Here is a 22446-nt window from a genome sequence, read left to right on the forward strand (position 1 = left end):
GATTCCGTCGTGGAGATGTGCGGGTGAGTGGGGGCTGGTCGCGCAGTTCCCCGCGCCCCTGGCGGGGCGCCGTCGCCTGACGGAACGGTGGGGCAGGGGCCCTGGTGCCCCTGCCCCACCGTTCCGTCATCGGTGACCGTCGGGCTGTGGTGCCGTGGTCAGTGGGCGATCACCGGGACCTTGACCTCGTTCGTCGCGTCCTCGCCCTCGGCCGTGGCCGCCGTCATGTCGGGCTTGCCCGTCGTGACGAAGGTGAAGGCGATGGCGGCGGAGGCCACGAGGATGCCCACGGCGAACCAGATGGCGTTGGTGTACCCGTGGACCATGCCCTGGAGCTGGACCAGCTGGGCCGCCGGCTTCGAGGTGGCCGAGCCGATGTGGTCCGCGACGTAGGACGTCGTGGCGGAGGCGGCGATGGTGTTCAGCAGGGCCGTACCGATGGCGCCACCGACCTGCTGGGAGGTGTTGACCATGGCGGAGGCCACACCCGCGTCACGCGCTTCGACCCCGTAGGTGGCCAGGGACATCGCCGGCATGAACGCCGTACCCATACCGAGGCCGAGCAGCAGCTGGGCCGGCAGGAGCAGGGTGGTGTACGAGGAACCGACCTCCATCTGGGTCAGCAGGAGCATGCCGAGACCGGCGACCAGGAAGCCCGGGGCCATCAGCAGGCGCGGCGGGACCCGGGTCATCAGACGGGTGCCGATCTGCGTCGAGCCGATGATCATGCCCGCGATCATGGGCAGGAAGGCGAAGCCGGTCTTGACCGGGGAGTACCCCTTCACGATCTGCAGGTAGTAGGTCAGGAAGAGGAACAGGCCGAACATCGCGATGATCGCGAGGCCGAGGGAGAGGTAGACACCGCCACGGTTGCGCTCGGTGATCACGCGCAGGGGCAGCAGCGGGGCCTTGACCTTGGACTCGACGAACACGAAGGCCGCGAGGAGCACCGCCGAGGCGACGAACAGGGTGATCGTCATCGAGTCGCCCCACCCGTCGGACTCGGCCCGAGTGAAGCCGTAGACCAGGGAGACCAGGCCCAGGGTGGACAGGACGACGCCGGGGATGTCGAGCGGGGAGCGGTTGCGGCCGCCCGCGGGCTCACGGATGACGAAGTACGCGCCGACCGCGGCGATCACCGCGAACGGGATGTTGACGAAGAACGTCCAGCGCCAGTCCAGGTACTCGGTGAGGAAGCCGCCGAGGATCAGGCCCACGGCGCCGCCGCCACCGGCGATCGCGCCGTAGATGCCGAACGCCTTGGCGCGCTCCTTGGCGTCGGTGAACATCACCGCGAGGAGGGAGAGCGCGGCGGGCGCGAGCAGCGCGCCGAAGGCGCCCTGGAGCGCGCGGGCGCCCAGCATCATCGCCTCACCGGTGGCCGCGCCGCCCAGCGCGGAGGCGCCGGCGAAGCCGATCAGACCGGTGACGAAGGTGCGCTTGCGGCCCCAGAGGTCGGAGATACGGCCACCGAAGAGGAGCAGACCGCCGAAGGCCAAGGCGTACGCGGTGATGACCCACTGCCGGTTGCCGTCGGATATCCCGAGGTCCTGCTGGGCGGAGGGGAGGGCGATGTTCACGATGGTCGCGTCGAGCACGACCATCAGCTGGGCGAGGGCGATGAAGACGAGCGCTTTCCAGCGGTTGGCGTGCGCGTCGTTCGTCTGTGGTGCCTTGGACAACTTGGATGTGCCGGCTGTTTCGGACATGGGGGTACCCACTTCGGGACTTCGTGACGGAAAAAAGGATCGGTGAACGGACCGTCGGCGGCGACGGCGACGGCCGTGAACTCAGCTGGTCAGGACAGGCGTATCGGTCAGGGGGTTCAGGACGGGCAGGGCCTCCGCAGGTCCTCCACGGTCACCGGGGTGCCGGGCAGTTCGGAGGGGGCCGGGGCGCGCAGCCCGTCCAGGAACAGTTGCAGATGGCGGTGGAGGAAGCGGTCGACGCCCGCGCACTGGGTGCCGGCCGGCGGCCTGCTGAGCTGGCTGACGGCGATCATCAGGTCGCCGACACCCACGTCGGAGCGCAGCTGCCCGGCTTCCCGGGCGCGCCGCATGATCGTTTCGACCTGCGCCTCCAGGCGCTCGCGTGCCGCCTCCAGGTCGGGGTGGTGCTTGTCGAACGTGCTCTGGATCATCGGGCAGAGGGCGCTGACCCGTTCGTCGGCCGAAGTGTGCACGAAGCGCGAGAGCGCCTCGAACGCGTCACCGGTCTCGGTGAGCGCGGCCTCGGCCGCGAGGGCCGTGCGGTCCATGACCGAGCAGACGACCTCACGGACCAGCGCGTCGCGGTCCGGGAAGTTGCGGTACAGCGTGGCGTTGCCGACACCGGCCCGGCGGGCGATCTCGTCGAGCGGCACCTCGGGGCCGAACTCGACGAACATCTCCCGGGCGGCGGTGACGATCCGCTCCCGGTTGCGCAGGGCGTCCGCCCGAGGGCGAGGCACCTTGCGACGCACGGCGGTGGCGGTGCTGCTCTCCACGACGTACTCCTCTGCCTGATCCAGTGGTGTGGGGGGCGCCGGTGACGATCCGGGGATGGAGTCCCCGTTTCGCTCGGACGAAGGGTTAAACGGGGAAACGATCCCCGGTTATTTCCCCTCCCCGAAGTCTTTTCGCGTGACCTGGGTCACATCTCGGGTGGGGCCCACGTTCGGCCCTTCCAGCGCGCGCCCGCGCACCCGTCGAACCAGGGTGATCAAAGGGCGCAGCCTCGTCACCGGACGGCTGCCGTGGAGCGAAGGGCGCGGGCATGCAGCAGCTGTTCCGCAGAAACGGGATACCTCCGCGCCGGATACGTCCGCGCCGGGCCGTCGCGCTCGCGTCCGTCACCGCCCTCACGCTCGCGGTCAGCACCTCCGCCGGCACCGGACGTCTCATGGCCAAGGACAGCACGACGACGGCCGCGGGGGCCACCGCCGTGGTCCGCGGTTCGGCGCTCGGGCCCTGCCTGATCCGCGGCCCGCTCGGCATCCAGATGTCCGAGGGCATCCCGACCCCGCCCGGCTACTCCCGCTCCACCGGCACGGTCCGCGCCCTCAACCTGATGATCGACTTCTCGGACGCCCCCGGTGAGGGCAGCGCGATGGACCGCTTCGCGGAGTTCGCGCCCCAGACGCAGAAGTGGTTCAGGACGAGTTCGTACGGCCGGATCGACTACCGTCCCGAGGCCCCGCTCACCGAGTGGCTGCGGATGCCCAGATCCTTCCGCTCCTACGACATAGAGCGCGGCGCCCCTTTCGAACCCGGCTACCGCCGACTGGTCCAGGACATGGTGCGGGCCGCCGATCCACTGGTGGACTTCCGCTCCTACGACCTCGTCAACGTCCTGGTCACCCCGAACGCGGGCCCCTCGGCCCTGGACACGGTCCTGTCGGTGACGTTCGCGGGCAACCGCGAGGCACCGGTCGCGGACGGGGTGCCGGTCGCCAACGCGTCCTTCGTCTACAGCCGCCAGGACGACGGCTCGGGCTCGTACGGAGAGACCGGGTACCGAGTGCTGCCGCACGAGAACGGGCATGTCTTCGGTCTTCCCGACCTCTACACCCACGAGGGCGGGGGCGCGGTCGGCCACTGGGACATCATGAGCGAGGACTGGGGCGTCGACAACGATCTGCTGGGCTGGCACAAGTGGAAGCTGGGGTGGCTCGACGAGACGCAGGTCGCGTGTGTGGCGGCCGTCGGTTCCGCGGAGTACGTGCTGACGCCGCTCGCCGCCGGGGGTGGGGCGAAGCTGGTCGTCGTGCCGCTGAGTTCCCGTACGGCGTACGTCGCGGAGTTGCGGACGCGGGCGGGCAACGATGCGGTGGTGTGCCGGCCGGGGGTGCTGGTGTACCGGGTCGACGCCGCCGTCGACACCGGGAACGGGCCGATCAAGGTCCATGACGCGCGGCGCGACAGTGGGGGCTGCACGCGCAGCCCCAACGTCCACGCGGAACTGTCCGACGCGCCACTCGTGCCCGGCGAGACGTTCAAGGACGCGCGGGCGGGGGTGGAGATCGCTGTGGCGGGGGTGGATGTCGGGGGGAACCATCGGGTGGTGGTGAGTCGGCGGTGACGGGGGGTGCGGCCGGGGTGCGTTTATAGGGGAGGGTGCGGGGTGGGTGGGGGTGGGTGCGTTGTCGGGTGCCGGTTCGGTGGGGGTTCTCGCGCAGTCCCCCGCGCCCCTGAAAAACAGGGGCTACGCCCTCTGCTTTTCAACGCCGCGCGGCCGGTGTCGTTCAACGCCGCCCGGCCCGGCGGCGCGGCGGGACCCCATTACCGTGAACCCATGCTCCCGAACGCCCCCGACGCGGCCGCCGCCCTCCCCGCGCCCGCCGAAGCCGTCGCCCCCCTGATGCGGGGAATCACCGTGCTGCGCCGGCTCACCGAAGCGGACGGCACGCTCAGCCCGAGCGCGCTGGAGAAGGCGACCGGGCTCGCGCGTTCCACCGTGGACCGCATCACGGCGACGCTGGCCCGCATGGGCTACGTACGGCTGGACGGCCGCGACGCGGTCCTCGCCCCCCGCCTGATGGAGCTGGGCAACGCCTACCTGGCCGCCATCCGCCTCCCCCGCCTCCTGGACGCCCACGCGGACGCCCTCGCCGACGAGCTCGACGAGTCGGTGTCCCTGGCGGTCCGCGACCAGGACGGCGTCCGCTTCATCCACCAGGCCACCCGCCGCCGCGCGATGTCCCTCAGCTTCCGCATCGGCGACCTCCTCCCGGCCGAACGCACCGCGCCCGGCCCGCTGTTCGCCACCGAGTGGGAACCGGCCGACTGGTCCCGCTGGCGCGCCCGCCGCGCGGCCGACCCGGAGGGACGCGGCTTTCCGGCGGTGCCCCCGCGCGGGGGCGCCTACGACGACTTCGAGGACCGCACGGCACGGGCGGGCGCCCAGGGGTGGGCGCTGGACGACCAGCTGATCGAACCGGGGCTGGTGGCGGTGTCCGTACCCGTACGTGATCCCCGTACGGGACGGGTCGCGTGCGTGGCGAGCGTCGTCAGCCACACGAGCCGCCACACCGCGGACTCGCTGCGCGAGACGCTGCTGCCCCGGCTGCGGGCGACGGTGACGGAGATGGAGCGGGAGCTGCGGGAGTCGGCGCAGCCGCCGGCAGCCGTCGCGGTGGTGGACGGCGGTGGGCCGAGATCCTCCGGGCTCGCCGACTGGACGGGCGCCTCGAAGCAGGAACTGGGCCGGGAGTTCGTCGAGTCGCTCGCCCGCGGGCTGACCGTGATCACCTCGTTCGGCGAGGGCCGGGCCTCGCTCACCCTCACCGAGGTCGCGCAGGCCACCGGGCTCGCCCGGGCGACGGCCCGACGGGCGCTGATCACCCTCGAACACCTCGGGTACGTGGAGTCGTACGACCGGGTCTTCCGTCTGACGCCCCGGGTGCTGGGCCTGGGCTTCCCTCCCCTGTCGATGCTGCCCCTGTCCGGGATCGCCGCGCCGCACCTGGCCGAACTCTCCGCGCGCGTCCACGACTCGGCGTCCCTCGCGGTCCTCACCGAGGGTGGGCACGAGGTGCAGTACACGGCGCGGGTCGCCACCAGCCGCATCATGAGCGTCAACATCACCCTCGGGACGCGGCTGCCGGCGTACGCGACGTCACTGGGCCGGGTGATGCTCGCCGACCTGCTGCCCGAGGTCCCCCTGCCGGAGAGTCCGGCCCCGCCGACCCCGCACACGGTCACCGACCGCCGGGAACTGCTGACGATCCTGGACCGCGTACGCGAGGCCGGATACGCCCTCGTCGACGGGGAGCTGGAGGAAGGGCTGCGTTCCATCGCCGTACCCGTGCGGGAGCGGGGCGGGCGGGTCGTCGCCGCCGTGAACGTCGCGATGCACAGCAGCCGGCGGTCGGTCGAGGAGTGCGTGGCGGAGGTACTGCCCGAGCTGCGGGACGCGGCGGGCCGGATCGAGGCGGAACTGGCGGTGGCGGGGATGTTCCGGCGGGTACCGGGCGTCTGACGCCGGCCGGCGGGCGACGGCACACGTCGCACCCCACCAGCCCTGCGCACACCGTACGCTGGTCGCGTCAACCGTACGCAGGACGCAGTCACGGTCGCGGTCACGGTCGCGGTATCGAAAAGCGTGAGCGGGCAAGGTCAGGCACAGACAGAGGAGAACGCCCCATGGCACCCGAGAAGCCGGTCAAGAAGCAGGAGGGGTTCCAGTCGGTCTGGACCCGGCCCCGGACCGGGCGGGAGCAGCCCGCGTTGAGCCGGGAGCAGATCGTGGCCGAGGCGCTGCGGCTGCTCGACGAGGAGGGCATCGACGCGCTGAGCATGCGCAAGCTCGGCGCCCGGCTGGGAGCCGGCGCGACCTCCCTCTACCGCCACGTCGCCAACAAGGACGAGCTGCTGGAGCTGGCCGTCGACGAGATCTACGGCGAGATCGAGGTCCCTGCCACCCCCGACCCGGTGAACTGGCGTACCGACACGGCCAGTTGTGCACACAACCTGCGCACCACGATCCTGCGCCACCCGTGGCTCGCCTCCGTGCTCGGCGAACTGGGCATGTCCTATCTCGGCCCGAACTGGATGCGGGTCTCGGAGGCCATGCTGAGGCTGCTGACCACCGCCGGGTTCCCGGCCGACGAGGCCGACCGGGCGCTCACCACGGTCGTCGCGTACGTCACCGGCACGGCGACCGCCGAGGCCGCCTGGCTCAACGTCCTCGCCCGCAGCGGCCAGGACGAGCAGAGCATGGTCGAACAGCTGTGGCCCGCCGCCGAGGAGGCCGCCCAGGACTACCCGCTGCTGCGCGAGGGCTACGCCGAACAGCGCGGCACGGACCCCCGGGCGGCCCGGGAGGAGGGCTTCCAGTACGGCCTGGACCGGGTGCTGGACGGACTGGCGACACGGCTGAAGTGATCCCGGCACCACGACCCGCCCGTCCCTCCGGTGCCACTCCCCTTCTCCTCTCCTCTTCCCTCGCCTCCCCGCTCCTCTCCCCCCATCAATGCCCCATGTCCGTCTACCCGTTGACTCCCGTGTACTTGCTGAGGCTCCAGTTCCACAGCAGCCGGGACAGGACGAACGCGGTGAGGCCGATGAAGGGTGAGGCGACCGCGAGCGCTTCCGGTACGCCCATCGCGTCCCCGTGGCCGGTCAGGACGCCGGCCGGGAAGTAGGCGATGAACGCGAGCGGTACGACGAAGGTGAACGCGGCGGACGCCGCCTTCGGGAGGATGCTCAGCGGGTAGCTGCCGAACGTGCCCATCAACTCTTCCAGCCACTGGCTCCAGTACGAGGTGGCCGGGAAGTGGAACGCGGCGGCGGCCAGGGCCGTGAAGAGCGCGGCCTCCACCAGCATGCCGCCGAGGACACCGGCCACCACGTAGGCGATCCGGCCCGCCGTCCAGTCCAGGGAGCTGCGGTGGAGCGCGGCGACGAACAGGCCGACCGCGACGACCAGGTCGCCGATGGCGTTGACCGGAAAGAAGGTCAGCTGGACCTGTCGGTAGACCGGCATCGGCCGGATCAGGCAGGGGTCGACAACCCCCTCCTGGACGAGCATGTTCATGTACTGGATCCGGCCGAGAAAGAGCACGTACAGGCCGTGCGCCAGCATGCGCATGCTGGCGATGAGCAGCACGTCGGAGCTGGACCAGCCGCCGAGGCCCGGGAACCGGGTGAGCAGGACGGAGGCGAAGACGACGATGGACACCTGCCAGATCGCCCCGACGGCGACCCCCATCAGGAACTCGCCCCGGTACTCCAGCCGGGCCTTGAAGTTGAGCTTGGTGACCCGCCAGACGACCCGCCAGGCGTGCGCGGGTCCATGGGGAATCTCCCGGGGAGCCTCATGGAGCCCGCCATGGGGCCCGCCAGGGGGAGGCGCCGCATGGGGAGCGTTGCCGGGTGTGGTCTCCATGGTCATCGGTCATCCTCCCTGGGACACGACGCGACGGCCGGCCAGGTCCCAGAGCCGGCGGGTGAGCAGCGCGAGCAGGAGGACCCAGACGGCCTGGACCGCCATCTGCCCGAGGGCGTCACCGACTTCGATCCGGCCGACGTAGATGGAGAGCGGCACGCTGAGCGTCGCCTGGAACGGCAGGAACGAGCTGAGCGTGATGAACCAGTCCGGGAAGTACCAGAGCGGGGCGTACACGCCGGAGAGCAGGTTCTGCGCGAAGACGAGGATCAGCAGGGCCGCCTCGTTGCGCAGGGTCCAGAAGCAGAGCAGGTCGACCAGCATCATCACGTAGTACAGGACGAGTTGGCCGAGCAGCATGCTCACCGCGAAGACCCCGGCGACCGAGGGGGACGCGGGCAGGGGGACGACGCCCACGGCGAGACACAGCAGGTATCCGGCGAGCACCCAGCCGAAGCCGTACAGCTGGTCGCCGAGGGCGCGCAGTGCGTAGTAGCGCTGGGGCTTCATCGGCCGCAGGTACCAGTAGACGATCGTCCCGAAGCGCAGGTGCTGGATCACCATGTCGCGGCCGGCCTGCCGGTCGAGGCCGCGGATGCGGCTCGCGAGGACGGCGAGTACGGCGTAGCCGACGGCCTGGGTCTCGTCGAGCCCGGCGCTGGACTCGGTGTTCGCGTACAGCCCGCGCCAGAGGTAGACGACCAGGCAGACCTGGACGAAGAGCCGTATGGCGGTGGCGGTCATCCGGGGCGGCGCGAGCAGTTCGCCCCGGGGGGTGATCCAGGCGACGCGACGGGCACGGGAGAGGGCGGCGGTGAGGGGGCCGGGGGCAGGGGTGGACGGGGTGGTCGCGGCCATGGTCAGCCGCCCTGGGGGGTGGAGGGTGAGTCGGCGGCGGAAGTGGCGGCTGAGGCGGAAGCCGAGGTGGCGGCAGCGGCGGCAGCGGCAGCAGCCAGGTGTGGCCCCTTTCCCTCCTGGGTGGGGACGTCGCTGAGGTAGGCGGCGCGCATGACGTCCTCCAGGTCGTTCTCCTCCAGCGCGAGGTCCGCGACCCGGAACCGCCCGATGATCACCTTGAGGGCCTCGTGAACGGTGGGAGCGTCCTCCCCCACGGGCCCGAAGACGACCCGCGGCCCTTCCTGCCGCACCACACCGACACCGGCGAACCCGGGCAGCGGAACGGAGCCACCCCCTCCTTCCCCCTGCTCGACGGCTTCCACGACCTCGACGTCGGCCGGGTCGGTGAGGGTGGCCCGGACCTGCCAGGTGCCGCCGAAACGCTGCCGGATCTCCTGGAGGGTGCCGTCGAGGACGATCCGGCCGTGGTTGATGAGCACGACGCGTTCGGCGAGGCGTTCCACCTCGGTCATGTCGTGCGTGGTGAGCAGGACGGTACGGTCGCGCTCCTCGACCTGGTGGCGCAGGAACCGCCGTACCTGCTCCTTCACCACCACGTCCATGCCGATGGTGGGTTCGTCGAGGAAGACGACGGGCGGGTCGTGCAGCAGCGAGGCGGCGAGATCGCATCGCACCCGCTGCCCGAGCGACAGATGCCTGACCCGGGTGTCCCAGAACTCGGAGAGTTCGAGCAGTTCGTCGAACTCCTGGATCCGCTCCCGGAACTGCCCTTCGGGAACCCCGTAGATGTCCCGCAGGATCTCGAACGACTCCCGGGCGGGCAGATCCCACCACAGCTGCGTGCGCTGCCCGAACACGGCCCCGATGTTGTGGGCGTTGCGCTCCCGGTCCCGGTGCGGGACGACCCCGGCGACGAGGGCCTCGCCGGAGGTGGGTGTGAGGATGCCGGTGAGCATCTTGATGGTGGTGGACTTGCCGGCGCCGTTGGGGCCGAGGAGGGCGAGCAACTCCCCTCTGCCCACTTGGAAGTCGACGTCCTGCACCGCGACCTTGTCCACGCGCCGCGGACTGACGAGCGACCTGAGCGCCCCCGCGAACCCGGGTTGCCGCACGGTCGTCCGGAACACCTTGCACAGCCCACGCGCCTCGATCACCGCGGACAACGGCACCACTCCCCTTCACCGCCCGTTCGACATCCCGGACGCCATCCGAGACGACTGCGGCATGCTAGGCCCCCGCCTCGCCCCGGGAAACCGATTTCCCGCCCCCGGAGCCGGCAGGCGAGCCGTTCCGCCGTCGTTCACAGCAGGAGGCGCAGCAGTCGGTCCTTCCAGGTGGTGAAGGGCGGATAGGCGAGCCGGAGCGGGTCCGCGAAGAGTGGCTTGTCGAGGACGGCCTTGGTGTGGCTGAAGGTGTCGACGGAGTGCTCGCCGTGGTAGCGGCCGAAGCCGCTCTCGCCGACGCCGCCGAAGGGCAGGCCGGGGACGGTCAGATGGGCGTTGGGGACGCCGAAGGCCAGGGCGCCCGAGGACGTCTCCGCGGTCAGGCGTCGTTTGCTGTCGGCGGAGGCGGTGAAGGCGTAGAGGGCCAGGGGTTTGTCCCGTTCGGTGATGAAGGAGATGGCCGTGTCCAGGTCGGGGACGGCGATGAGGGGCAGGACGGGGCCGAAGATCTCCTCGTTCATCACCGGCGCGCCGGGGTCGACGTCGGCGAGGACGGTGGGGGCGATGTAGCGGCTGTCGCGGTCGTGGTCTCCGCCGACGACGGTGCGTCCGTCCTTCAGGAAGCCGACGAGCCGGTCGAAGTGGCGGGTGCTGACGATGCGGCCGTAGTGGGGGCTGGTGGCCGGGTCGTCGCCGTACATCTCGCGGACGGCTGAGGCCAGGTGCGGTTCGAGTGCGGCGGCCGTCTCGCCCACGGCGAGGACGTAGTCCGGTGCCACGCAGGTCTGGCCGGTGTTCATGAACTTGCCCCAGACGATGCGGCGGGCTGCTGTGGCCAGGTCGGTGCCGGGTTCCACCACGGCGGGGCTCTTGCCGCCCAGTTCCAGGGTCAGCGGGGTGAGGTGGCGTGCGGCGGCGGTCATGACGATCCGGCCGACGGTGCCGTTGCCGGTGTAGAAGATGTGGTCGAAGCGCTGTTCCAGCAGGGCCGTGGTCTCGGGGACGCCGCCCTCGACAACGGCCACTGCCTGCGGGTCGAGGTGGAGCGGCAGCAGCCGGGCGAGGGCGGCGGAGGTGGCGGGGGCGAGTTCGCTGGGTTTGACGACGGCGCAGTTGCCCGCGGCCAGCGCTCCGACCAGGGGGGCCAGCGCCAACTGCACCGGGTAGTTCCACGGGCTGATGATCAGGACGGTGCCCAGGGGTTCCCGGACCAGCCGGGCGCGGGCGGGCGCGAGCGCGAGCGGCACACCGGTCCGACGCGGGCGCAGCCATGCTTTGAGGTGGGCGAGCGTGTGGTCGATCTCGTTGACGGTGAACCCGATCTCGGTGGTGAACGCCTCTGTCGGGCTCTTCCCGAGATCGGCTCGCAGAGCCTCCCCCAGCTCCTGTGCGTGGTCAGTCAACAGGGTTCGCAGGGCCCGTAGTTGGGCGCGGCGCCAGGACACGGGCCTGGTGCGGCCGGATGCGAAGACGGTACGCAGTCGGGAAACGGTGGCCGCGGCTTCGGTGCCGGGGGCCTGGGTGGTGTCGATGGTGTCCATGTCAGCGGCTCTCCGGGGTGGCGGCCGTGGTGGCGAAGGCGTCGGCGGTGGCGAGGTCGAAGTCGCCGTGGTCGCTGCCGAGTCCCTGTGCCACCAGCGCGGAGGCGGCGCAGCCGAGCACACCGCACTCCCGCAGGCCGCGGCCCAGGCCCAGTCCGCGCAGGAAGCCGGCCGAGAAGGCGTCGCCGCAGCCGGTGGTGTCCACCACGTCGACCGCGAACGCCGGAATCTCGTTCACCTCGTCCTTCGTGACCACCAGCGCGCCGCGTGCGCCCCGGGTGACGGCGACGCAGCCGACCCCTTCCGCGAGGAACCTGCGCGCACCGTCCTCCAGCGTCGCGGCGCCGGTGAGTCCGAGCACCTGTTCCTCGTTGGGCAACAGGTGGTCCAGATACGGGAATGCGGGCGCGATCCAGTCGAACAGGCCGCTGTCGCCGGAGACGAGAAGGTCGGCGGAGGTGACCACACCCGCGGCCCGTGCGGGAGCGAGTATCTTCGCCGCGGCCTCACCGCCCATCAACTCGGGGGCGCCCATGTGCAGATGGGTGGCTTCGGCGATCTCCGTGTGCGGGGCGTCGTCCGGGCCGTAGTTGATGTTCGCGCCCAGGACGTGGAAGGCGGGGCGGCTGCCGTCGGGGCGGATGGGCAGTACCGAGGCCGAGGTCTGGGTGTCGTCGCGGCGCAGGACGAGAGAGGTGTCCACGCCGTGGCCGGCCAGCATGCTCAGCAGCAGGTCACCGATCGGGTCCGTGCCGACCGCGCCGGCGGTGCGCACCGCCGCTCCCAGCTTGGCGAGGGTCAGCGCGGTACCGGCGGCCGTGCCCGCCGGGCTGAACCGGATCTGGTCCACCAGGGTCGCGCCCTGACCGTCCGGGATGGCCTCGACGGGCCGGACCTGCACGTCGAACACGTGGGCGCCGAGGGCTATGACTGTCTGGCTCATCGGGTGCTGTCCTCTCCTGTGGGGTGGGTGGTGCCGTAGCCGCGCCGCAGGGCGGAGGTGACCACGACGGTCTGCTGGTCGTCGTCGAGGACCCGCGGCTCGCCGATGTGGGCGGCTCGCAGGTACAGGCCGCACAGCCACTCCAGGAGCAGCGCGTTCTCCACGGCCTTGGCGAGCGTCGGCCCGAAGGTCACGGCGCCGTGGTGGGCCATGAGCGCCGCCGACCTGCCGTCGAGTGCCGTGAGGACGTGCCGGGCCAGCTCCGGGGTGCCGAACACGGCGAACGGCGCCACGCGCACGGACCCGCCGAGCAGCAGCTGCTGGTAGTGGACGCACGGAAGTTCGTCGAGCACCAGGGACAGCGCGGTGGCCTGGGGGGAGTGGGTGTGCACCACCGCGCCGGCGTCGTAGCGCTGGTAGATCCCGAGGTGCAGCTCCAGTTCGGAGGTCGGCTGCAGGTTCCCGGCGAGTGTCCCGCCGTCGGGGCCCACCACCGTCACCTCGTCGGGCGTGCACCGTCCGAGGACGGCGCCGGTGGCGGTGACCGCGATCCGGTCGCCGTCACGCACGCTCACATTGCCCGCCGTGCCGATCAGCAGTCCCTCGCCGGCGAGGCGGTGGCACGCCTCCGCCACGGCGCGCCGCTGTTCTGGAAGCCACTCGTTCGCGTCAGCCATGCCGCGAAGGTACCCTGAACATGAAACAAAGTCACGTTTGGTTTTGCGGAAGGAACGCGGCGGATGCCCACGACGGATGAACCCGACGAAAAAGACACGGCGCAGGTCACGGCGCTGCGGCTGCGACGGATGCCACGCCAGGCCCGGGCGAGGGAGAAGGTCGCCCGGGTGCTGCAGGCCGCCGAACGGCTGCTCGTCGCGGAAGGCGCGGACGTGCTGACCACGACCCGCGTCGCCGCCGAGTCGGGGGTTTCCGTGGGTGCGCTGTACCAGTACCTGCCCGACCGGGAGGCCATCATCGAGGCCCTGGCCGATCTGTACCTGACCCGGCTGGAAGCGGCCATGGAATCGTTCGTCGAACGCGCGCGCACGGAGACATGGAGTGATCCGGTGACCTTGCTGGTCGACGCCTTCGCGGACATCTACCGTTCCGAACCGGGCTTCAGGGCCCTGTGGTTCGGACGCCACCTCACCGAATGGACCAGGCAGGCCGACAGCAGGCACAAGCGCGTCATGGCGGCGGGGGTGCACCGCATCCTGGTCGCGCAGCGCCTGTTGCCCGACGACGGGGAGGCGGCGACGGCCTGTTACACCGCCTTCCTCGCCGCCGACGCGGTGACCCAGGACGCCTTCCGCGCGGACGCCACCGGAGACGCCGAACTGCTCGGCCAGCTCAAGACCATGCTGCGCGCCTACCTCGGCCACTGGACCCGGTAGAGGCGAGGCCGCCGACCGGCGGGGCGTGACGGCCGGGTGGTCGGTGCCACGGCGACCGGCGGGGCGGCACGGCCCGGGCAAACAGATCCGCGGTCACTACGACTCCTGATGGGGTGATGGCGCTTCGTGCGAGGATGCGGGTGTCTCCGCTCCGCCGTATCCGTCCCTCTCCGCGTGATCCATCGAGGTTTCCGTGTCCAAGCCTGTCGTCCGTGAGCCGTTGCGTCGCAACTCGCGGGCGAACCGGGCCCGCATCCTGGCCACGGCCCGTCGGGAGCTGGGGCGAAATCCGGACGTCACGCTGGAGGAGCTGGCGCGAGCCGCGGGTGTCGTACGGCGCACCCTGTTCGGGCACTTCCCCGGGCGCGCGGCGCTTCTGGAAGCCCTGGCCGAGGAAGCCTCCGAAACGCTGCGGTCGGCGGTGGCGGCCTGTGCCGAACGCACGCGGGCGCAGTCGGCCGAGCGTGTGCTCGCCCACCTCATGTTCTCGATGTGGCCCGCGGGAGACCGGTACCGTCTGCTCCTGGCACTGGCCAAGCGCGATCTTGGCGCGGAGCGGGTTGCCGAGGTGCTGGCACCGGCCCGCGAGGCGATCACGGCCGTCCTGGAGCGCGGGCAACAGGACGGCGTCTTTCCTGCGCATCTGCCGGCTGCCGTGTTGAGCGCGGGGCTGGAGGCGATGACCGTCGCGGTGCTGGAGGCGGTCAACACCGGGGCACTCGAGGACGACGGAGGCACCCGGGTCACCATCGCCACGCTCATCGCCGCCGGGGTGTCCGAGGAGCGGTCGCGTGCCGTGGTCGGGGAAGTCGCCTCGGACGTGGCCGTGGAACCCCCGGTCGGCGGCTGAGCCGTCATCCCTGGCCTGGGGGATTCAGCCCCGGCGCCTGAGTGATGTCGTCCGTCCCGGCGGAGCCGACGCCGTCGCCCCGGTGCGTGAACCGTGATTTCCCCGCTCTTCGCCGGGCGGCTCCGGCACGGCCGGCCACGCTCGCCCGCGGCCTCCGCCGCTGCTTCGAGGACACGCTCCCCGCGACTCCTGCGTGCGCGCTTCCTCCGCCTGGCCTGCGGCCCCATCGCGGGATGCGCCTCGCTGCGGCGCGGAGCCCTCAGGCCAGGTCGGGCAGGGGGCGCCGGGCGACCTCGTGGGCGTCGTCCGAGGGGACGCCCAGCATCCGCAGGACCATCTCGGCGAGGTTCACGGCGGCCTCGTCGCCGTCCAGGTCGGGGCGGGCGAACCTCAGCTCCGCCAGGGACAGCAGGGTCCCGCCCAGCGCCGACAGGGCCACGACCGGCTCGACGGCCGTGAAGCGGCCGGAGGCGATGCCGGCCTGGAGGTCGCGCAGAGCCCGGACGGTCAGGCCGTTGTCCGAGTGGAGGTAGCCGAGGCCGCGGCGGCGCAGCACCTGCATGAGTTCGGGGTGGGAGTCGGCCATGCGGGCGCTGAGCCGGAAGCCGGCCGCGACGAGTTCCGCAGGGTCGTCGATCCCGGTCAGCCGCTCGTCGAAGGCTTGGCCGAACTCCTCCAAGGCGTCCGTCACGGCCGCGTCGAACAGCTCCGCCTTGGACTCGAAGTGGTTGTAGAAGGAGCCGAAGCCGACGTCGGCGCGCTCGGCGATCGCCTGGATGCTGGCGCCCGTGTCCCCGGTCTCGGCGAGTATCTGCCGGGCGGCACGGACGAGTGACCTGCGGGTCTCGGCACGGCGCCGCTCGAACCGGTTGCTGGGCGGGGCTGACGTGGGCATGGGCCGAGTGTAGCCGTGGAATCCACCACACCACAGTTCTGATGAAAATCTCATCTCTCGATGACCGCCCTATTGACGAGAATCATGTCAGTGATGATGCTTTCCTCATTGTGGCAATGCTGCTCGGAGGGCACCATGTCTGAAACACGCGTGGCTCAAGCCGCCGTCGCGACGCCTCACCAGGATCTGCACAGCGCGCAGGGCGCTCTGCGCGGCGAACACCCAGGACGCTCGCGGAACCCCGTGATCAAGGTGGCGGACCTGGCCTGGCTGGAGTTCGAGAAGCCGGACCTGGAGCGGGCGGAGGTCTTCGCCCGCGACTTCGGCTTCGGCGTCGCCGCCCGCACCGCGAGCGAGCTGTGGCTGCGGGGCACCTTCGCGGGCCCGCCCTGCATGGTGATCCGGCGCGGCCGCACGTCCCGCTTCATAGGTCCCGCGTTTCGCGCGGCCGAGCGGGGCGATCTGGACCGGCTGGCCCGCGCCACCGGATCGTCCGTGCGGGACTCCGACGTGCCCGGCGGCGGCAAGGTGGTCGACCTGCTCGACCCCTCGGGCTTCCCGGTCCGGGTCGTGCACTGCGGCGAACAGCTCCCGGCACTGCCGGAACAGCGGCCGCTGCTCCTCAACTTCGGCACGGACCACCGCCGTACCAACGCCGCCCAGCGCCCGCCGCGCGAGCCGTCCCGCATTCAGCGGCTCGGCCATGTGGTGCTGGAGACGCGCGTGTTCGGCCGGGCCCTGGACTGGTACCTGGACACCCTCGGGATGATCGTCTCCGACTTCCTCTTCCTGGACGGGCAGCGCGGGCGCGGGCCGACGATGGCGTTCATCCGCTGCGACCTGGGCGGCGTGCCCGCCGACCACCACACGCTCGCGATGCACCTGGGGCCGGGGACGGGATACGTCCACTCCGCCTACCAGGTCACCGACCTCGACTCCATCGCCGTCGGCGGTGAATACCTCAAGGAGCGGGGCTACAAGCGCAGTTGGGGCATCGGCCGGCACATCCAGGGCAGCCAGCTCTTCGACTACTGGCGCGACCCCGACCACTTCATGCTGGAGCACTTCGCCGACGGCGACCTGTTCTCCTGCGACGTGGAACCCGGCTGGGCACCCATGTCGACCAGCGGTCTGGCCCAGTGGGGCCCGCCGGCCACCCGCGACTTCCTCGGCGCGAGCCCCTCCCCGCAGCGGGTCCGCGATGTCGTCGAGGCCCTGCGCGGCGACAACGAGATGGACCCGGCACGACTGTTCGGCCTGCTCAAGGCCGCCAACTCCTGACCCCGCACGCGAATCCCCCTCACGAAGGCACTGACATGAGCACCAATGTCCTGCGCACCGCCGACGGCTGGTGGGTCGTCCTCGGCGACCGGGCCGTCCCGGTCGACACCAAGGCCGCCACCACCGCCGAACTGATCGCCGACCGCGACGCCGTACGACAGGCGGCTCTCTCAGGCGAGGCGGGCACGCCCGTCGCCGACCTGGCCGCCCTCTCGCCGGTCACCACGCCCTGCCGGGTGGTCGCCCAGATGGTCAACTACCGCAGCCACGCCCGTGATTCGGGCTTCACCGGCGACATCCCGCCCGCCTTCTTCCGCAAGGCGTCCGGCTCGGTCAGCGGCCCCGACACGGCCATCGTCCGGCCCTCCCACGTGAAGTTCCTCGACTACGAGATCGAACTCGGCCTCGTCCTCGGCGCGCCCCTGCCCGTCGGCACCGTGGTCGAGGAGCCGGACCTGCCGTCGTACGTCGCCGGACTGGTGATCACCAACGACGTCAGCGCTCGCGACGTCCAGCTGACCAAGACGCAGTTCTACGAGAGCAAGTCCTATCCCACCTTCACGCCGACCGGCCCGTACCTCGCCTTGCTGGAGCCCGAGGACTTCGCCCATCTCCTCGATCTGCGGCTGAAGTTGAGCGTCAACGGCGAGCTGCGCCAGGACCGCACCGTCGCCGACATGATCGCCCGTCCGGCGCGGGCGCTGACCCTGCTGTCGCGCTTCCAGACCCTCGACCCCGGCGACCTGCTCCTCACCGGAACCCCCGGCGGCACGGCCCTCAAGGCGCCGCCCAAGCCGGTCGAGAAGATCGGTGCCCTGCTGCCGCCCGCGCTGAAGTGGAAGGCCTTCTTCAAGTCCCAGGCCAAGAACCCGCACTACCTGCGGCACGGCGATGTCGTCACCGCCTCCATCGCCACCCCGGACGGCCGGATCGACCTGGGCGCGCAGCGCACGCCCGTGGCCGACGCGACTGAGACGGAAGTGAGCCGCACATGACCCTCGAGCACAACTCGGCAGACGTACCCGTGGTGATCGTCGGCGCCGGACCTGTGGGCGTGACCGCCGCCCTGCTGCTCGCCCGGCGCGGGGTACGGACCGTCGTCCTCGAACGCCACCAGGACGTCTATCCCCTGCCCCGGGCCGTCGCCGCCGACGACGAGGTCCGCAGGATCCTCCAAACCGCAGGAACAGCCGATGAGTTCGCCACTGTCGCCCGTCCCGCGCGCGGCCTCAGGCTGCTGGACGCCCGGCACCGGGTGATCGCCGAGTTCCAGCGGTCCCCGCACGGCCACCACGGCTTCCCGCAGACCAGCATGTTCGACCAGCCCGAGCTGGAACGATTGCTGCGCGAGGCACTCGCCCTTCGCCCCGAGTGCGAGCTGCGGGGTGGGGTCGAGGTGACGGGCATCGAGCAGCCCGCCGACGGACCGGTCCGCGTCACCTACCGCGATGACGACGGCGAACACCTGCTGCTCGCGGACGCCGTCCTCGGCTGCGACGGCGCGGGCAGCCTCACCCGCGACGCCATCGGAGCGGGATGGGAGGACCTGCGCTTCGAGGAACACTGGACCGTCATCGATGTGACGACGAAGGCCGCCGTCCGCTGCTGGGAAGGCGTCGACCAGGTCTGCGACCCGCACCGCCCGGCCACGTTCATGCGGATCGGCGAGGACCGCTACCGCTGGGAGTTCCGACTGGCGGACGGGGCGGTCCTCGACGACGCGCTGCTGCGGGAACTGGTCCTGCCGTGGGTGGACATCTCCCGCCTCTCCCCTGCCGACGACTTCCACGTCGTCCGGCAGGCCCAGTACACCTTCCGCGCCCGTATCGCGGACCGCTGGCGCCACGGCCGTGTCTTCCTCCTCGGCGACGCCGCCCACCTCACCCCGCCCTTCATCGGACAGGGGCTGTGTTCGGGACTGCGCGACGCCTACAACCTGACCTGGAAGCTCGCCCGGGTCCTGAACCAGGGCGCCGACGAACGGTTGCTGGACACCTACGAGCGGGAACGCAAGCCCCACGCCCGCCATGTGATCCGCCTCGCGGTCGCCACCGGCTGGGCCATGACCGGCGGCCAGGACCGCGCCGCCGCCCTGCGGCGCACCGCCGTCGCCGCGGTCTGCCGCATCCCGGGGGTGACGGGCATGGCGAGCCGGGACCTCGGCCGCCCGCTGCGGGTCGGTGCCCTCGTACGCCGCAGCCGGCTCGGCGGCACGTTCTGCCCGCAGCCACAGGTCACGACCGAGGACGGACGACGGGTCCGGCTCGACGACGTCCTCGGCGACTCCTTCGCCGTGCTGACCGCGGTGCCGCTGCCGCCCGCACTGCGCGCCCTCACCGACGGCCTCGGCGCCCCGGTCGTCGACGTGCACGAGACCGGCGACGACGGCACCCTCGCCGCCTGGCTGCGCGCGGGCCGTGCCGACGCCGTCCTGCTGCGCCCCGACCACATCGTGATGGACGTCGTTCCGGCGGGCGGCGGCGACTTCACCGACACCGCCGCCTGGGCGCCCCTGCTGTGCACCACGCGCGGGCCCGCCGAACAGCCCGCGTCCGCCGCCCCGTCGAGGAGAGCCGCTCCATGAGCACGCCGCCGCCCTGAAAAAATCCTCCGGCTCGCGGCAACCCTTTACGGGACCCGCGACAACAAGGGGGCGGATCCGGTCAGTTCCGGTGGCCCGGGATCCGGATTGCCTCTGATGAACAGCGTGCAAGGAGAACCTCCCCCTCATGGACAACCCCACGAACGGCGGGCGCCGCGGGCGTCATCGCCGTCGCTGGACCGCGACCGGTCTGCTGCTCGGCGCACCCGCTCTCGTCGTGCCGTATCTCCTGTTCGCACAGGAGGACTCGCAGGCCGCGACGATCGACTCAGGCGCGTACTACCGGCTGGTCTCGGTGCGCAGCGGCAAGGTGCTGGACGTCAACGGCTTCTCCACCGCCGACGGCACCCGCATCCAGCAGTGGACCGACCAGAACACCGCCAACCAGCAGTGGAAGCTGAAGCCCGCCGGGGACGGCTACTACGAGCTGGTGAACCGCAACAGCGGCAAGGTGCTGGGCATAGCAGGCAACTCCACCGCTCGGGCGGCCGCCGCCGAGCAGCAGACCGACAGCTCCGCCACCTCCCAGGAGTGGAAGGTCGACGAGGTGAGCGGTTCCGAGGCCGTCACCCTCACCTCCCGCCGGAGCGGCCACGTCCTGGACGTCTCCGGAAACTCCACGGCCCAGGGCGCGGCGGTCATCCAGTATCCGGGGCACGGCGCCACCAACCAGCAGTGGAAGCTGGTGAAGGTCGCCGAGACCCAGGCCTCCGGGGCCGGCGGGGAGCAGACGACGGCCGCGGCAGGGCCGTATGCGTGGAAGAACGCCCAGGTGGTGGGCGGCGGTTACGTCACCGGTCTGGTGTTCAACCAGAAGGAGAAGGGCCTGCTGTACGCGCGCACCGACATGGGTGGCGCCTACCGCTGGGACACCGGGGCCGAGCAGTGGATCCCGCTGACCGACTGGCTGGGTGAGAAGGACTGGAACCTGCTGGGCATCGACTCGGTGGCCACCGACCCCGTCGACCCCAAGCGGCTCTACCTCGGCGCGGGCACCTACACCAACAGCTGGGCGGGCAACGGCGCGATCCTGCGCTCCACCGACCGGGGCCGCACCTTCCAGCGCACCGAACTGCCCTTCAAGCTGGGCGCCAACGAGGACGGCCGCGGCGCGGGCGAGCGTCTGGTGGTCGACCCCGCGGACAACAGCAACCTGCTGCTGGGCACCCGCAAGAACGGCCTGTGGCGCAGCACCGACCACGGCGCGACCTGGAAGCAGGTCTCCTCGTTCCCCGTCAAGGACGGGGCGAGCAGCGGCGCGGGCATCGCCTTCGTGACCTACGGCAAGGCCGGCAGCAAGACGGTCTACGTCGGTGTCGGCGACAAGTCCACCTCCCTGTACCGCTCCACCGACGGCGGCGCCAGCTGGAAGGCCGTGTCGGGGCAGCCCACCGGGCAGATGCCGCAGCACGGTGTGCTCTCCGACGACGGCTCGCTGTACCTGACCTACACCAACGCCCTCGGGCCCAACGGCGTGACCGGGGGCTCGGTGTGGAAGCACACGCCGGCCGACGGGAAGTGGAAGGACATCTCCCCCTCCCAGGGCAACTACGGGTTCTCCGGTCTGGCCGTCGACCCGCAGAAGCCCTCCACGGTGATGGTCACCACCCTCGGCCGCTGGTGGCCCGAGGACGAGATCTACCGCAGCACCGACGGCGGCGCGAACTGGAAGGCACTGGCCGACAAGTCGAAGCGCAGCGCCTCCGCCGCCCCCTACGTCGGCACCCACACCGGCCACTGGATGACGGCCCTGGCCATCGACCCCTTCGACTCCGGGCACGTGCTGTACGGCACCGGCAACGGCATCCTGCGCAGCAAGAACGCCAACGCCTCCGACAGCGGCGGCATCAGCGACTGGAGCATGGGCGCCCGGGGGCTTGAGGAGACCGCGCTGCTGGACGCGATCGCCCCGCCCGGCGGCGCCACCGTCATCACCTCCATGGGCGACCAGGGCGGCTTCCGCCACGACTCCCTGACCGAGGTGCCCGCCGGACGGCTGAAGAACCCGCTGATGGCCAACAGCACCGACATCGACTTCGCCCAGTCCAAGCCCTCGATGATGGTCCGCGTCGGCCGTGGCGGCGACCAGGACGGCGCCTACTCCACCGACGGCGGCAGCACCTGGACCGGCTTCAAGGCGGAACCGGTGGCCGGTGCCCAGGACGGTCGCATCGCGCTCGCCGCGGACGGCTCCAGCATCGTCTGGACCCAGGACGGCCAGGCCCCCTACCGCTCGACCGACAACGGAGCGAGCTGGTCCAAGGTCAGCGGCCTGGGCACCGACGCCGTGGTCGTCGCCGACCGCTCCACGGCCAAGACCTTCTACTCCCTGTCCGGCGGCAAGCTCCACGCCAGCACCGACGGCGGTGCGACCTTCACCGCCCGCGCCTCGGGCCTGCCCTCCGGCCGGCTCACCGCCGTCCCCGGCGTCGCCGGAGACCTGTGGATCGCCGGCAGTGACAAGGGCCTGCTGCACTCCACCGACGGCGGCCGCAGCTTCACCACCCTCAGCTCGGTGCAGTCCGCCTCCGCCCTCGGCTTCGGCAAGGCCAAGGCGGGCACCGACTACCAGGCCCTGTACCTGATCGGCACCGTCAAGAACGTCACCGGAGTCTTCCGCTCCACCGACAAGGGCGCCAGCTGGATCCGCGTCAACGACGACGCCCACCAGTGGGGCGCCATCGGAGGCGTCGGCGTCATCACCGGCGACCCCGACACCTACGGACGCGTCTACATCGGCACCAACGGACGCGGCCTCCAGTACGGCGACCCGTCCTGACCCGAACACCCGAGCAGGGGTCGCAGGCCGTGCGCCTGCGACCCCTGCACTGTGTTGGGGGCCTCACGAGGCACACCTCATGAGGCATAGCCCCTCCCGCGGTGCGCCCCTCGGACGGCCCGTGGCACGGCCCACGGACGCCCGTTGTGCGGCCCTCGGACGGCCCGTGGTTCGCCCCTCGGACGGCCCGTGGTACAGCCCTCGGACGGCCCGTGGTTCGCCCCTCGGACGGCCCCGTGGTACAGCCCTCGGACGGCCAGGAGTGCAGCCGTCA

The 22446-nt window shown here is 71.4% G+C and carries 18 protein-coding genes; 9 read left to right on the forward strand and 9 right to left on the reverse strand.

Annotated elements, in window-relative coordinates; genetic code table 11:
* Positions 1–158: 158 nt before the first annotated feature.
* On the reverse strand, positions 159–1709 hold the full coding sequence (locus tag GWK25_RS38255; RefSeq protein WP_215456045.1) for an MFS transporter: 1551 nt from the start codon (positions 1707–1709) through the stop codon (positions 159–161).
* Between the two features lie 116 nt (positions 1710–1825).
* The gene (locus GWK25_RS38260; protein WP_215456046.1) at positions 1826–2485 is read right to left on the reverse strand and encodes a TetR/AcrR family transcriptional regulator; all 660 of its coding nucleotides are present in this window, start codon (positions 2483–2485) and stop codon (positions 1826–1828) included.
* Between the two features lie 269 nt (positions 2486–2754).
* On the opposite strand from GWK25_RS38260, the gene GWK25_RS38265 reads away from it, so the two are divergent.
* The 3 genes from GWK25_RS38265 to GWK25_RS38275 all read left to right on the forward strand — a co-directional run bounded on the left by GWK25_RS38265 (position 2755) and on the right by GWK25_RS38275 (position 6863).
* Positions 2755–4059 (forward strand): M6 family metalloprotease domain-containing protein, encoded by a 1305-nt coding sequence (locus GWK25_RS38265; RefSeq protein WP_215456047.1) that lies wholly within the window; start codon positions 2755–2757, stop codon positions 4057–4059.
* 213 nt (positions 4060–4272) lie between these two features.
* Positions 4273–5958 (forward strand): IclR family transcriptional regulator C-terminal domain-containing protein, encoded by a 1686-nt coding sequence (locus GWK25_RS38270; RefSeq protein WP_215456048.1) that lies wholly within the window; start codon positions 4273–4275, stop codon positions 5956–5958.
* 164 nt (positions 5959–6122) lie between these two features.
* On the forward strand, positions 6123–6863 hold the full coding sequence (locus tag GWK25_RS38275; RefSeq protein WP_215456049.1) for a TetR/AcrR family transcriptional regulator: 741 nt from the start codon (positions 6123–6125) through the stop codon (positions 6861–6863).
* 103 nt (positions 6864–6966) lie between these two features.
* Here the strand turns inward: GWK25_RS38275 and GWK25_RS38280 are convergent, their stop codons facing one another.
* The 6 genes from GWK25_RS38280 to GWK25_RS38305 all read right to left on the reverse strand — a co-directional run bounded on the left by GWK25_RS38280 (position 6967) and on the right by GWK25_RS38305 (position 13048).
* Positions 6967–7872 carry an ABC transporter permease gene (locus GWK25_RS38280; RefSeq protein ID WP_251829225.1) on the reverse strand — a complete coding sequence of 302 codons (906 nt, stop codon included), beginning with the start codon at positions 7870–7872 and terminating at the stop codon, positions 6967–6969.
* Between the two features lie 3 nt (positions 7873–7875).
* Complete coding sequence (locus tag GWK25_RS38285; RefSeq protein ID WP_215456050.1) at positions 7876–8724, reverse strand: ABC-2 family transporter protein; 849 nt, start codon at positions 8722–8724, stop codon at positions 7876–7878.
* 2 nt (positions 8725–8726) lie between these two features.
* The gene (locus tag GWK25_RS38290) at positions 8727–9878 is read right to left on the reverse strand and encodes an ATP-binding cassette domain-containing protein (protein WP_374200714.1); all 1152 of its coding nucleotides are present in this window, start codon (positions 9876–9878) and stop codon (positions 8727–8729) included.
* 146 nt (positions 9879–10024) lie between these two features.
* Positions 10025–11428, reverse strand: a complete 1404-nt coding sequence (locus GWK25_RS38295; protein WP_215456051.1) for an aldehyde dehydrogenase family protein — start codon at positions 11426–11428, stop codon at positions 10025–10027.
* Position 11429: 1 nt separating this feature from the next.
* Positions 11430–12371, reverse strand: a complete 942-nt coding sequence (locus GWK25_RS38300) for a carbohydrate kinase family protein (RefSeq protein WP_215456052.1) — start codon at positions 12369–12371, stop codon at positions 11430–11432.
* Entirely contained in the window at positions 12368–13048 is a 681-nt protein-coding gene (locus GWK25_RS38305; protein ID WP_215456054.1) for a class II aldolase/adducin family protein, read from the reverse strand. Before GWK25_RS38305 ends, GWK25_RS38300 begins: the two co-directional genes overlap by 4 nt.
* Before the next feature lie 63 nt (positions 13049–13111).
* Between GWK25_RS38305 and GWK25_RS38310 the strand changes: the two genes are divergently transcribed.
* Positions 13112–13765: a TetR/AcrR family transcriptional regulator gene (locus tag GWK25_RS38310; RefSeq protein ID WP_215456055.1), complete on the forward strand. Its 654-nt coding sequence runs from the start codon at positions 13112–13114 to the stop codon at positions 13763–13765.
* A 193-nt stretch (positions 13766–13958) separates the two neighbouring features.
* Positions 13959–14615: a TetR/AcrR family transcriptional regulator gene (locus GWK25_RS38315; RefSeq protein ID WP_215456056.1), complete on the forward strand. Its 657-nt coding sequence runs from the start codon at positions 13959–13961 to the stop codon at positions 14613–14615.
* A 259-nt stretch (positions 14616–14874) separates the two neighbouring features.
* Here the strand turns inward: GWK25_RS38315 and GWK25_RS38320 are convergent, their stop codons facing one another.
* A complete protein-coding gene (locus tag GWK25_RS38320; protein WP_215456057.1) occupies positions 14875–15510 on the reverse strand; it encodes a TetR/AcrR family transcriptional regulator in 636 nt (211 codons plus the stop codon).
* Positions 15511–15645: 135 nt separating this feature from the next.
* Here GWK25_RS38320 and GWK25_RS38325 point away from each other — a divergent pair, with 135 nt between their 5' ends.
* The 4 genes from GWK25_RS38325 (at position 15646) to GWK25_RS38340 (ending at position 22172) form a co-directional block, all read left to right on the forward strand.
* On the forward strand, positions 15646–16791 hold the full coding sequence (locus GWK25_RS38325) for a VOC family protein (RefSeq protein WP_215456059.1): 1146 nt from the start codon (positions 15646–15648) through the stop codon (positions 16789–16791).
* Between the two features lie 35 nt (positions 16792–16826).
* Positions 16827–17786, forward strand: a complete 960-nt coding sequence (locus GWK25_RS38330) for a fumarylacetoacetate hydrolase family protein (protein ID WP_215456060.1) — start codon at positions 16827–16829, stop codon at positions 17784–17786.
* Positions 17783–19375, forward strand: a complete 1593-nt coding sequence (locus GWK25_RS38335) for a bifunctional 3-(3-hydroxy-phenyl)propionate/3-hydroxycinnamic acid hydroxylase (RefSeq protein WP_215456061.1) — start codon at positions 17783–17785, stop codon at positions 19373–19375. Before GWK25_RS38330 ends, GWK25_RS38335 begins: the two co-directional genes overlap by 4 nt.
* Positions 19376–19520: 145 nt before the next feature.
* Entirely contained in the window at positions 19521–22172 is a 2652-nt protein-coding gene (locus GWK25_RS38340) for an RICIN domain-containing protein (protein WP_215456062.1), read from the forward strand.
* Positions 22173–22446 lie beyond the last annotated feature (274 nt).

The organism is Streptomyces sp. ATCC 21386 (assembly GCF_018728545.1).
In the GTDB taxonomy this organism is placed as follows: Bacteria; Actinomycetota; Actinomycetes; order Streptomycetales; family Streptomycetaceae; genus Streptomyces.

What these genes read in the sequence shown, in the direction of transcription:
- GWK25_RS38255 (WP_215456045.1), bottom strand. Translation starts at nt 1,709, where the DNA reads ATGTCCGAAACAGCCGGCACATCCAAGTTGTCCAAGGCACCACAGACG.
- GWK25_RS38265 (WP_215456047.1), top strand. Translation starts at nt 2,755, where the DNA reads ATGCAGCAGCTGTTCCGCAGAAACGGGATACCTCCGCGCCGGATACGT.
- GWK25_RS38270 (WP_215456048.1), top strand. Translation starts at nt 4,273, where the DNA reads ATGCTCCCGAACGCCCCCGACGCGGCCGCCGCCCTCCCCGCGCCCGCC.
- GWK25_RS38275 (WP_215456049.1), top strand. Translation starts at nt 6,123, where the DNA reads ATGGCACCCGAGAAGCCGGTCAAGAAGCAGGAGGGGTTCCAGTCGGTC.
- GWK25_RS38280 (WP_251829225.1), bottom strand. Translation starts at nt 7,872, where the DNA reads ATGACCATGGAGACCACACCCGGCAACGCTCCCCATGCGGCGCCTCCC.
- GWK25_RS38285 (WP_215456050.1), bottom strand. Translation starts at nt 8,724, where the DNA reads ATGGCCGCGACCACCCCGTCCACCCCTGCCCCCGGCCCCCTCACCGCC.
- GWK25_RS38295 (WP_215456051.1), bottom strand. Translation starts at nt 11,428, where the DNA reads ATGGACACCATCGACACCACCCAGGCCCCCGGCACCGAAGCCGCGGCC.
- GWK25_RS38300 (WP_215456052.1), bottom strand. Translation starts at nt 12,371, where the DNA reads ATGAGCCAGACAGTCATAGCCCTCGGCGCCCACGTGTTCGACGTGCAG.
- GWK25_RS38305 (WP_215456054.1), bottom strand. Translation starts at nt 13,048, where the DNA reads ATGGCTGACGCGAACGAGTGGCTTCCAGAACAGCGGCGCGCCGTGGCG.
- GWK25_RS38310 (WP_215456055.1), top strand. Translation starts at nt 13,112, where the DNA reads ATGCCCACGACGGATGAACCCGACGAAAAAGACACGGCGCAGGTCACG.
- GWK25_RS38320 (WP_215456057.1), bottom strand. Translation starts at nt 15,510, where the DNA reads ATGCCCACGTCAGCCCCGCCCAGCAACCGGTTCGAGCGGCGCCGTGCC.
- GWK25_RS38325 (WP_215456059.1), top strand. Translation starts at nt 15,646, where the DNA reads ATGTCTGAAACACGCGTGGCTCAAGCCGCCGTCGCGACGCCTCACCAG.
- GWK25_RS38330 (WP_215456060.1), top strand. Translation starts at nt 16,827, where the DNA reads ATGAGCACCAATGTCCTGCGCACCGCCGACGGCTGGTGGGTCGTCCTC.
- GWK25_RS38335 (WP_215456061.1), top strand. Translation starts at nt 17,783, where the DNA reads ATGACCCTCGAGCACAACTCGGCAGACGTACCCGTGGTGATCGTCGGC.
- GWK25_RS38340 (WP_215456062.1), top strand. Translation starts at nt 19,521, where the DNA reads ATGGACAACCCCACGAACGGCGGGCGCCGCGGGCGTCATCGCCGTCGC.